Raw genomic sequence first — 11,770 nt, forward strand, 5'->3', positions numbered from 1 at the left:
TCCATATGACGGAGGCCGAGTTCGAGCAGACCGGCCGTGCCGGTGCGCACATCTGCTCCTGTCCCACAACCGAACGAAATCTCGGTGACGGCATCTTCCCCGCCGATCGTGCTGCACGTCTCGGTATTCCTATCTGCCACGGGACCGACAGCCAGGCCCAGATCGACATTCTCGAAGATGCCCGCCAGACCGAATATCATCTACGCTTGCTCCATCATGAGCGCGGCATCCTCGATGCCAACGGCAACATAGGCTCGTACCTGTTCCATTGCGCCACGGCATGGGGCTACAGTGCCCTGGGCCTCAATGGAGGGCTGCTTCACCCCGACTTGGGCCAGCCTGCCGACTTCTTCACCGCAGACCTTAACGACCTTGCACTCCTCGGTGCAGACAAGCAATCGCTCGCCGCGCAAGCCGCATTCGCTCTCGGCCGCCCCGCCATCCGCGACGTCGCAGTCGCCGGTAAACTCGTCCTCGTCGATGGCCATCACCCGCACGAAGAAGCCATCCGCACCCGCTACCAGTCCATTCAGCGTCAATTCGCGCAGGAGGCCCCATGAATCTCACCGAAGCTCGCATTATCCGTGCCCCTCGCGGAACCCAACTCCGCTGCAAAGGCTGGCAGCAAGAGGCCGCGCTCCGCTGCCTCATGAACAACCTCGATCCCGAAGTCGCCGAGCGTCCCTCTGATCTAGTCGTTTATGGTGGCATCGGCCGCGCCGCGCGCAACTGGGAGTCCTATCACGCCATCGTCCGCGAGCTTGAGCAGCTCGGCAACGAGGAAACTCTCCTCGTCCAATCCGGCAAGCCCGTCGCCGTCTTCCCCACGCACGATCTCGCCCCGCGGGTCATCATCGCCAACTCCAATCTCGTCGGCAAATGGGCCACTTGGGAGCACTTCCATGAGCTCGACCGCAAGGGCCTCATCATGTATGGCCAGATGACTGCCGGCAGCTGGATCTACATCGGCACGCAGGGCATCCTGCAGGGAACATTCCAGACCTTCGCCGCTCTCGCGGACCGTCACTTCGGCGGTTCCCTGAAAGGCAGGCTCGTCGTCACCGGCGGTGTAGGGGGCATGGGCGGAGCGCAACCACTCGCCGTCACACTCAATGACGGCGTCGTCCTTGCCATCGACGTGGACCGCTCGCGCATTCAGCGGCGCGTAGACACACGCTATTGCGACACCCTCACCGAAGATCTTGACGAAGCCCTTACTCTCTGTGAAACCGCCCGACGCGAAGGCCGTCCGCTCTCCGTCGGTCTCGTCGGAAACTGCGCCGAAATCCTTCCTGAAATCGTTCGTCGAGGCGTAGTCATTGACGTCGTCACCGACCAGACCTCCGCCCACGATCCGCTCAACGGCTATGTTCCGCAAGGCTTCTCGCTTGAGCAGGCCGCACAACTCCGCACCGGCAATCCTGAAGAATACGTGCGCCGCTCCACCGAAACGATGGTCGTTCACGTCAACGCCATGCTCGCCTTGCAGCGCGCCGGTGCCATCACCTTTGATTACGGCAATAACATCCGCCGCTTCGCCTTTGACGCTGGCTGCACTGATGCATTCCTCATTCCCGGCTTCGTGCCCGAGTACATTCGTCCGCTCTTCTGCACCGGCTCTGGTCCCTTCCGCTGGGTCGCACTCTCTGGCGACCCTAAGGACATTGAGCGCACCGACCAACTTGCCCTTGAGCTCTTCCCGGAAAATGAAATCCTTACTCGCTGGCTGCGCCTCGTTCGAGGCCGCTTCGCTTTCCAGGGTCTGCCTGCGCGCATCTGCTGGCTTGGCTACGGCGAACGGCAGCGTATGGGCGAAGCGATAAATGACCTTGTTCGCAAAGGTGAGCTTGCTGCCCCCGTTGCTATCGGACGCGACCATCTCGACACCGGCTCGGTAGCCAGTCCCTACCGCGAAACTGAAAAGATGCTTGATGGCTCTGACGCTATTGCCGACTGGCCGCTCCTCAACGCGCTGCTCAACACGGCATCCGGAGCCACCTGGGTCAGCTTCCATCACGGTGGAGGAGTCGGGATGGGCTATTCGCTTCACGCCGGCCAAGTCACCGTCGCTGACGGCACAGACAATGCTGCCAAACGCATCGCCCGCGTTTTGAACAATGATCCTGGCATCGGTGTCGCCCGCCACGTCGACGCTGGTTACGATCTGGCCAAACAAACCGCCAGCGAACGCGGCATCCACATACCCATGGCAGGGAAGTGACGTGTCCCAAGCGCTCGCCATTGTCAACATCGGTCAGCTCGTCACGCTCTTCGGGCCATCGCATCCGCGCGTGGGAAGGGAGCTGGGCGAGCTTGGCATCATCCCCAACGCTGCCATCCTTATCGAAGATGACCTCATCACGGCTACAGGTACATACGCCGACCTCAGGCTGCAAATTCCGCCCGACGCAGCCATCATTGATGCCGAAAGCCGTTGTGTTACGCCCGGTTTCATTGACGCTCACACCCATCTAGTCTTTGCCGGCAACCGCGCCGCCGAATTTGAGCAGCGTATCGCAGGCGAGACCTATCAGCAGATCGCAGCCGCTGGCGGAGGCATTCTCTCGACTGTCCGCCAGACTCGCGCATCCAGCGAAGAAGATCTTCTCGCCGCTGCCTGCGTTCATCGCAACTGGATGCTTCGCACAGGCACCACCACCATCGAAGCCAAGTCCGGCTACGGCCTTGATCTCGACACGGAACTCCGCATCCTCCGCGTCCTAAAGCGCCTCCACGAAGAAGGCCCCACACACATCCTGCCCACACTCCTCGCCGCACACACCGTGCCGCCGGAGTTCACGCAGAATCGTGCTGAATACATCCAGCTCGTAGTCGAAGAGATTATCCCCGCAGCCGCATCGCAACGCCTCGCTCGCTACTGCGATGTCTTCTGCGACGATTATGCTTTTACCGTCGAAGAATCCCGCATCATTCTCGAATGCGCTAAGCGTCACGGTCTTGGCCTTCGCATTCACGCCGAGCAGTTTCGTCCCGGCACCGGGGCCTCTCTCGCAGCCGAACTCGGCGCAGCTACGGCCGATCACCTTGAAACTGTTACTGAAAACACACTCCAACAACTCAAAGCAGCAGGCGCGCAGCCTGTCCTGCTTCCCGGCTCTGTCTTCGCACTCAGCCGCACGCAATACCCGCCCGCTCGTGCCATGATCGAGCTCGGCCTTCCAATCGTTCTCGCCACGGATTTTAACCCCGGCTCTTCGCCCGTCACATCCATGCCGTTTATTCTCTCGCTGGCTTGTCTGCAAATGCGCCTCACGCCTGCGGAAGCCCTCACCGCCGCCACCATCAATGCCGCACACAGCCTCGACCTCGGCGCACGCATCGGTTCTCTCGAAGCTGGCAAGCAGGCCGACCTTCTTATTCACGGATTTCACGATTATCGCGAACTAGCCTACTTCATCGCCGCGCCCGCACGCCCTCGCGTTTTCATCGCAGGCAAGGAAGTCACAACATGAATGCCGCAGAAATTCTCCGTGAGCTTGTAGCGATTCCGACTCCCTCTGCTGTTTCTAATCTTCCGCTGATCGATTGGGTGGTGAATTATCTTCAAACGCGAGGCTGGCAAGCCAGCCTCTTTCCCTACACAGATGAAAGCGGAATAGATAAGGCCAATCTCGTCGCGCGCCCATCGGGAACGTCGACGCAGGCGGCCATCGCTCTTGCATTCATCTGTCACACTGACACCGTACCGTTCTCAACTTCCTGGACTGAAGCGCTTCAACTCCGCCAGGAAGGCCAGTTTCTTCATGGCTGTGGCGCTTGTGATGTGAAAGGCTCTCTAGCCTGCTTTCTCGCAGCTGTTGATTCCATCAGCGCACAGCAAACGCGTTACGATATTGCTCTCATCCTCACCGCCGACGAAGAAATCGGCTGCAAAGGTATGGAGCGCCTGCTTGCACAGACAAATTTGCACATCCGCTCAGCAATCGTAAGCGAGCCTACCTCTCTGCGCCCCGGTATTGCCGGCAAAGGCTACGGCCTTGCCCGCATCACTGCTCGCGGAGCCGAAGCTCACTCCGCTTTTCCATCTGAGGGCAGTTCCGCCATTGTTGCAGCTGCCGAGCTTATTGTCCGTATTCAACAACTTGAAACCGTCCGCCAGCAGCCGCCTGACACCCTCTTCGACCCGCCCCACACAACGATCAACGTGGGCACCATACATGGCGGCACGGCTAAGAATATTGTTGCTGGGGAATGTACATTTCTCGTCGAGTGGCGTCCCACGCCCGATGATCCGTCACAAGCAGTACTGCAAGCTTTGCAATCACTCGCCGCATCTGCCGAAACCGCGAACCCCCGCATCCATATTCAAGTTGAACTGCTTCGCGCCGAGTCGGGTTTTTCTCCATCTGCGTCAGGTCCGTTACGCCAGCGTCTCGAAGCTCTTGCCCCTCGTACTGCTATCGGTATCAGCTTCGGTTCAGAAGCCACCCGAATCGCCCGCGTTGCGCAGGAAGTTATCGTCATCGGTCCGGGCGACATGCACACAGCGCATTCCGATCGCGAATGTGTTCCAGTGGCAGAGCTTGATGAGTGGACTGCAATCCTGCGCTCATTGATTACACGCGTGGAGTCATAACACCGCACGTCAAGCCGCAGACACAGCCTTCCTTTGTTTTCGCTGCTCCAGCAGAAACACCACCACGCCCGCACCCATCAGCACTGCACATCCGCCGACCACTTTTACGACTGCCAGAAGCTTGTTTGGCTCATCTTCAGCGGGAATCGCAGAAAGCACGATCGTTGCCGCTGTACTCACTAGCCCAAGTCCTGCCAGCGCAATCGCTACCGGCTTTCCGCCAGGTACGCGTCGCACCTCCGGCCCTGCGGGCCTCGCCTGCAGCCGGATCATGGCGCCGAACAGAAACAAATACGGCACAAAATAGGAGAGAAATCCCATTGCTACCAGCACGTCATAAGCCCCGCGAACACTGGTTCCCGCTTGCCCTAACAGAGCCACCACAATCCCTGCCAGTCCGTACACCCCAATCGCTACCCACGGCGTCCGGTATCGCGGATGAATCTTTGCGAATGCCTCCGGTAGATACCGGTCAATCCCCGCCACAAATGGTAACCGCGAAGTTGACGAGAGATACGCTGCTGCTCCTCCCACTGCATTCAATGCCACCAGCAGAGCCACCGGCGCTACGAGCCATCCCATGCCCAGCTTTCCACTCAGCATGTGAATTCCATTCACAAACCCATCTGGTCCACCTACCGCATCGCTGGGTAGAGCCACCAGCAGAGCGGAAGTTCCCGCCATGTATGCAAATGCCAGGATGCTTCCCCCCGTCAGGATCGCCAGGGGAATGGTCTTTCGCGGATTCACGATCTCATCGCCCATCGAGGAGGCCGATTCGAATCCACCAAACGCAAAAAACACGCTGGACCAGAAGATTGCATTATTCAGGGTCCAATGTGGTATCAGCGCAGCACGGTTAAAGTGCGTTACCGAGCCAAACCGCAGATACGCAATCACACCCAGCACGAGCAGAATGCCCATCGGAATAAGGGTGCCAATTGCGGCAGTGTTGTTCAGCCACTTGCCCACATTTACACCGACAATGTTCGCAAGCGTGATCACTGCCAGCCATACTGCAGCAAAACAAAGATAGTAAACCGCACTTGCACGTAAGCCCTGAGCCCGAGTTCCAAACGCAAACAGTACGCTCGCCGCGCCAAAGTACAGCACGCCGGAAAAATACGGCAGGTTGCTCATCCAGTAGGTCCAGGCCGTAATAAATCCTGCGAAGTCTCCAAAGGCCTCGCGAGCCCAGATATAGATTCCACCTTCTTCCGGATGCCTGGACGAAAGCTCCATCACGCTCGCTGCCAACGGGACAAAAAATCCAACCAGCGCTGCCACCCAGACGATCAGAATGCTCGGCCCAGCGGCCGCTGCTGTCGCCGTCCAGCGGATGCTCATTCCGCTCATTACATAAAACAGCACCAGGTCGCGGAAGCGAATGCCGCGTTTCAGGGTAGGAGCCGTGGCCATATATTCAGCGCAGCATAGCAGAGCGAGCTTAGAGCGCGAATCTAGATCGTATGAAGATCCTTCAGAACCGCCATTGCCGCATTGCGCCCATTCACGCCGATCACGCTTCCACCCGGATGCGTGCATGCCCCGCAGAGATAGAACCCCGACATTGGCGTTCGTGCCGTCAGCCGCCTGTGCCACATGTATGCAGGCAGGCACTCGCCCTGAAAGATATGACCACCTGTCAGACCTACCTTCTCTTCAATATCAGGTGGTCCCATCACCTGCGCGTCAATCACCGCTGTATCGATATTCGAGCAGAATCGCCCTAGTGATCCTAGAGCCAGTGCCCGCACTTCATCGCGCCGCGTATTCCAGTTACCGCTTGCAAAGGTGTATGGCACATACTGCGCGAAGACGCTCATGGTATGCGTTCCTTTTGGCGCGATGCTCGCATCATGCACGCTCTGGAAATACAGCTCACACCACAACTGCTCCGGCAGTTCTCCACGCTTTGCCGCTGCGAAGCCTGCCTTCCACTCATCCTTCGTCAGCGGCGCATTGATCTGGCCATAATGATGCGCCTCATTTGTTCCGGGTCTAGCTGTAAAGTTCGGCAGTTCGCGCAAGTGCACATTCAGTTTCACCGTGCAGCCTTCAATGGGGACCTGTTCAATGCGTCTGCGCCACTCTGCATTTGCCTGCGCGCCCAGCAGCGACAGGGTTCTCACCGGGTCTGCATTCGATACGACCGTTCGCGCTGCAATCCACTCGCCGCCTTCGAGGCGGACTCCCTCGCCGGGCACAATCTCCGCGACTGGTATGCCGGAAATTACTGTCGCGCCCGCTTCCTGTGCCGCATCGCAAAAGTAGAACGACACCATTCCCATGCCGCCCTTGACGTAGCCCCACATTCCCGGCATTCCGCCCAAGCGGCCCGACGAATGATGAAACCGGATCGATGCCGTCCCTTTATCGAACGGGCTTGCATTCGTGCCAATCACGCCCTGTCCCAGATAGGCGGTCTGCAGCCGCTCATCGCTGAGGTACCGTTCTACAAGCTCTGCCATTGACCAGTCGAACAGCAGCCCGCGTGTCTCTTCGTCGGAACCCAGCCGTTGCTCAATCTCTTCCTCGGTCGGCGCATCGTTCAGCCAAAGATCACCATCGCCGGCGGGTCGTAGTGTATCTCTCAGCCTGCGAATTATGTCGTTCATTGCTTTCCAACCATCCACATCGCCGGGAGCAAGCGCGCGCACCTCTGCTTCGCAGCGTGCGTCATCGTCCCACAGCTGGATGCTTGTTCCATCCAGAAACGGCACAAAGAGACCATTCACCGCCGGAGTCCAGTGGAACCCCCGTCGCATTAACCCAAGATCTTCAATCACGCGCGGATGCAACAGTCCTGCCAGGTAGGCGCACGGCGACATCCTCACGCCGGGAAATGGTTCTTCAATCGTGCAGGCGCCACCGACGCGCTTTCGGCTTTCAATTACCAGCACGCGCTGCCCCGCCTGGGCGAGATAGGCCGCACATGCCAGGCCATTATGCCCAGCGCCAACAACGATTACGTCCCAGGTTTTCGCAGCCAGTTCGCGCACTGGGACCGGCAAGCCGATTTCGCCCAGGACTGCGGCAGTCGGTGAACCCATCTTTCTCCCCGTTACAGTCTGCAGATCAGCAATTCGCGCTCGTAAATCATTTCCGGCGGTAAGTGATCATGCAGATCGATAAACAGTCCTTCGTGATCGATCACTTCCTTGCGCCACGCAGCATGGTCTACCTTCATGAGCTCGTCAAATTCCGCCCGTTCAAACTTTAAACCGCTCCAATCGATATCTTCATATCGCGGAACCCACCCGATCGCTGTCTCACGGCCATGGGTGTGTCCTTGCACCCGTTCCACGATCCATCGCAGGACGCGCATATTCTCGCTGAATCCCGGCCATAGAAACTTGCCGTTCTCATCCTTGCGGAACCAGTTCACATGAAAGATTCGCGGCGTTGTGTCGAGCCCTCGCTGCATCTTCAGCCAGTGCCGGAAATAGTCCCCCATGTGATATCCGCAGAAGGGAAGCATTGCCATCGGATCGCGCCGCACACGTCCCACAGCGCCAGTTGCAGCTGCTGTCGTTTCTGATCCCATCGTCGCGCCGATGTAGACGCCACTGCTCCAGTTGAATGCCTGGTACACCAGCGGCAGCGTGGTGCTTCTACGGCCGCCAAAAATAATTGCACTGATTGGCACGCCCACCGGCGACTCCCAATCTTTATCCATCGTTGGGCACTGTGCAGCCGGCGCCGTAAACCGCCCATTCGGATGAGCGGCTGTACGCCCGGTCGTTTCGCCGATCTCGGGCGTCCACCGTTCACCGCGCCAGTCTTCGCATTCCGCGGGAGGCTGGTCTGTCATGCCCTCCCACCACACGCCGCCTTGCGGCGTGAGTGCCACATTGGTAAAAATAGAGTTCTTGCTCAGGGTTGCCATTGCTGCCGGATTGGTCTTCGCGCTCGTGCCCGCTGCGACGCCGAAAAATCCTGCCTCCGGATTGATTGCTCTCAGTTGCCCGTTGGCATCCGGCCGGATCCACGCAATATCATCGCCCAGCGTTGATACTTTCCAGCCCTTCATGGCTTTGGGCGGAATCATCATTGCGAAATTCGTCTTTCCACACGCCGAAGGAAACGCCGCTGCTACATACGTCTTCTCGCCATCAGGGCTCTGCACGCCTAGGATCAGCATGTGCTCAGCCATCCAGCCTTCGTCGCGAGCGATATTCGAGGCAATGCGCAGCGCAAAACATTTCTTGCTCAGCAGCGCATTGCCGCCATATCCCGAGCCAAACGACCAGATCTCGCGCGTTTCCGGAAAATGTGCAATGTACTTCTCGTCGTTGCAGGGCCATGGCACATCTTCGTCGCCCGGCTCCAGCGGCATGCCTACGCTGTGCATGCAGGGGACTACGCGCTTGATATCTTTATCAATCTCTGCAAAGACCGGCGAGCCAATCCGCGCCATGATCCGCATGCTCACCACAACATAGGGCGAGTCCGTCAGCTGCACGCCGATTCCTGACATCGGCGAGCCCACTGGCCCCATGCTGAAGGGCAGCACATACATCGTTCGCCCGCGCATGCAACCCTTGAACAACTGCTTCAGCTTCCGACGCATTGCATATGGGTCTTCCCAGTTGTTCGTTGGTCCCGCCGCGTCTTTAGAGAGGGAACAGATGAACGTGCGGTCCTCCACCCTTGCTACATCGCTCGGAGCAGACCGCGCCAGAAAACATCCGGGCCACAATTTCTGGTTGAGCCGGCGAAACGTCCCGGCCTCTACCAGGCGGTCGCATAGAAACTCATACTCAGCCTGAGAGCCATCTACCCAGTGGATCGCGTCGGGGCGGCAAAGCTCTGCCATCTTCTCCACCCAGCGGATCAGATGTTTATTGGTTGTGAGAGTTTTTGTTCCAAAAGAAGGGCGGCGGGCAGGGGAAGCAACTTTCATTGGTGCGATAAGCTCCTGCAGAGCATTTTACGCGCCGCGCCGTCGTCTTATCGCGAGCCCGAGGCTAGCTCTTCCATACTGTCAGCGATCACGATGAACATGCGCGACTATGGCTGTTGTCCAATAGGTGCATCGCAATGTGATACGCAGGGCAATGCAGGGCGGGGAATGTGGTTCCTTGTTGGCCGAAGGCGCCGGTACAGAAGTACAGAATTACAGAGTTAATACTCAAAAAATAGCGTTTTTCTTTTAATTTTTCGTTTTTAAGTATAATTGAATCAACTATTTAAATGCGAAATTAAGTGTGCGAAAATACGTCCAAATCCCGGTGAAACTGCATCTTTTGTGACGGTTTTCAGGCTACTTCCTGACGAATGAGAAGGTTGTGGAATTTCGCTATGGTTTTAGTGTGGCAGAATCCGCGAATTAATGTGCAAATTATCTGAAAGAAAATTTGAGTGAGACAGTCTCTGACGAACCGAGTGGTTACTTTCTCGATTCGTCAGAGATTGACTAGTACCGCCAGCTCGTCAAATCTGACCCTGCTGGAGCTGTCTTCTGAATTTGCTCCAGTATCTTCGGCAGATACATGGTGTTGTAGTGCAGACGCGAAAGCGCGTTTGGCAGCGTGGGATCGCCATTCCAACAATGCTCAGCCCGCGGCCCATACGTCACTTCGCCGCCATAGGGAGGGTTCTTTGTGTCCTTGAGGAAATCCTCCATCCGATATACCGCGTTATTCAGAAAATAGGTATCGTCTGACCCCACATAGATGTGAATCTTGCCTGTGAGCTTCGGTCCGTTCGTTGCCCACTCCCGCTCAAGCTTCGCCTCCAGGTCATAGTGCTCGCGCCAGTAGTCAGCTACCTTGTGGTCGATCTCGCCTGTCTCTTTGTTAAAGATCGGCTGCGGATAGCCATCCTCGCCTACAGGTCCATAGACCGCCTGCCATATATCGAACTGCTCTCCGCTGCGCCCGTGGTCGCCCAGCGCCAACTCATAAGCGTTGTTGTCTTCTGTGGTGATCAAGGTGTGTCCGAGATAGTCGCGCATGGCGGGCTGTGCCACGCGCTTATGTGCGCCCTGGAGATAAAACGCATTCTTGTCGTTGTAGAGGTCGATATTCATATATTCGTGAAAATCAATCGGGTCCGGGCAGGCAGCAAATGCGCCGTTGTAGTGGTCCGGATAAAACTCCTGCACCGCCAAGGCCTCCCACCCGCCTGTGGAGCCGCCATACGCAAACCGCGCCCAGCCTTGACCGATTCCGCGAAACTTCTTTTCGATAGCAGGAATCAGCTCATTCTCGATTGCGTCGCCATACGGTCCAACGTTTGCTGAGTTCACTGCATACGAATCGTCATAAAACGGGTTTGCATGTTGGATCTTCACGATCAGCACGCGAGGAAATTTTGGCGAAATCCACTGCTGATAAAACTTGTACGCTTCTTCCTGCTGAATCCGGTTGTACCCGGCCAGGTGAAAGCGCTGGCTGTAGTCCGGCTTCAGATTCGGGTCTGGTGGCGTGGTGCGGAAGTCATCGAAACCGCTCACAAAATGATCGTGGAAGATGATCAGCGGAAAATGCGCTTCCGAGTGCTGATCGAAGCCTTCAGGCACCAGCACAACTGCGCTTACAAACATGGGTCGGCCCCAAAACTTTGTCAGCGCCTCGCTCTGGATGCGAATGTGGCGGATGTACTTGGTGTCAGCCTTGTTCGGAATTGGCGGAATCGTCTCCGTAAGCGCAACAGAAATCGGCGCTCCGTCTCGTCCAACGTGCACCTTTACTGGCTTCGAGTAGAGATTTCCCGGTGAAATGTTCCAGTGCTGTCCTTCGCCCTGGTCCATGTGCAGCTTTACTGTTTTTCCGTCGGCGCGATGAAAGGTTTCGTACTTGTTCAGCACGGCCTGCAGGGTGTAATCGCCCGGTGGCACATCCTTCAGGCTTTGTATCGGATAGCCCCATGCTGTTGCATCGACCGTTGCAGCCTCGCCCGGCTTCCATGCATCTACCGTCAGCCCGAAGACCATCTGCGATCGCGGCGTATCGTTGATCTGGTTACGCGGCTCATCGCTGGGATCGGTCGAAAGCAGTAAAAGCAGCCGCCCATCGAGCGGCTGCGAGCTTACTTCTTTGGGAAATGTCACGGTGAATGTTTGCGCCAAAGCAGAAAGCGGCGCAATCAGAAGCATCAGGGCCAGTGCTGTGCGATTCATGCTCGCTACTATACACAACGCTGGCCCATTTGCTTCAGATCCGTCGT

Annotated in this window: 8 protein-coding genes; 4 read left to right on the plus strand and 4 right to left on the minus strand. The window is 57.4% G+C overall.

Annotated features, from left to right (window positions below):
* The 4 genes from VO84_RS00005 to argE form a co-directional block, all read left to right on the plus strand.
* On the plus strand, positions 1 to 560 hold a 560-nt coding region (locus tag VO84_RS00005; protein ID WP_157439630.1), incomplete at its 5' end, for an amidohydrolase family protein.
* Positions 557 to 2,221 carry a urocanate hydratase gene (hutU, locus tag VO84_RS00010; protein WP_058185187.1) on the plus strand — a complete coding sequence of 555 codons (1,665 nt, stop codon included), beginning with the start codon at positions 557 to 559 and terminating at the stop codon, positions 2,219 to 2,221. The genes VO84_RS00005 and hutU, both read left to right, overlap by 4 nt.
* A gap of 1 nt (position 2,222) precedes the next feature.
* The gene (gene hutI, locus VO84_RS00015; protein ID WP_058185189.1) at positions 2,223 to 3,473 is read left to right on the plus strand and encodes an imidazolonepropionase; all 1,251 of its coding nucleotides are present in this window, start codon (positions 2,223 to 2,225) and stop codon (positions 3,471 to 3,473) included.
* Positions 3,470 to 4,597, plus strand: a complete 1,128-nt coding sequence (gene argE / locus VO84_RS00020; RefSeq protein WP_058185191.1) for an acetylornithine deacetylase — start codon at positions 3,470 to 3,472, stop codon at positions 4,595 to 4,597. The genes hutI and argE overlap by 4 nt, the downstream gene beginning before the upstream one ends.
* A gap of 9 nt (positions 4,598 to 4,606) precedes the next feature.
* Here the strand turns inward: argE and VO84_RS00025 are convergent, their stop codons facing one another.
* From VO84_RS00025 to VO84_RS00040, 4 genes are all read right to left on the minus strand, one after another.
* Positions 4,607 to 6,016 (minus strand): APC family permease, encoded by a 1,410-nt coding sequence (locus VO84_RS00025; protein WP_058185193.1) that lies wholly within the window; start codon positions 6,014 to 6,016, stop codon positions 4,607 to 4,609.
* A gap of 41 nt (positions 6,017 to 6,057) precedes the next feature.
* Positions 6,058 to 7,650, minus strand: a complete 1,593-nt coding sequence (locus VO84_RS00030) for a phytoene desaturase family protein (RefSeq protein WP_058185194.1) — start codon at positions 7,648 to 7,650, stop codon at positions 6,058 to 6,060.
* Positions 7,651 to 7,661: 11 nt separating this feature from the next.
* Positions 7,662 to 9,503 carry a phosphoenolpyruvate carboxykinase (GTP) gene (locus VO84_RS00035; RefSeq protein ID WP_058185196.1) on the minus strand — a complete coding sequence of 614 codons (1,842 nt, stop codon included), beginning with the start codon at positions 9,501 to 9,503 and terminating at the stop codon, positions 7,662 to 7,664.
* A 513-nt stretch (positions 9,504 to 10,016) separates the two neighbouring features.
* Positions 10,017 to 11,723 (minus strand): alpha/beta hydrolase-fold protein, encoded by a 1,707-nt coding sequence (locus tag VO84_RS00040; RefSeq protein ID WP_058185198.1) that lies wholly within the window; start codon positions 11,721 to 11,723, stop codon positions 10,017 to 10,019.
* Positions 11,724 to 11,770 lie beyond the last annotated feature (47 nt).

It is taken from the genome of Occallatibacter gabretensis, assembly GCF_001449115.1.
In the GTDB taxonomy this organism is placed as follows: Bacteria; Acidobacteriota; Terriglobia; order Terriglobales; family Acidobacteriaceae; genus Telmatobacter; species Telmatobacter gabretensis.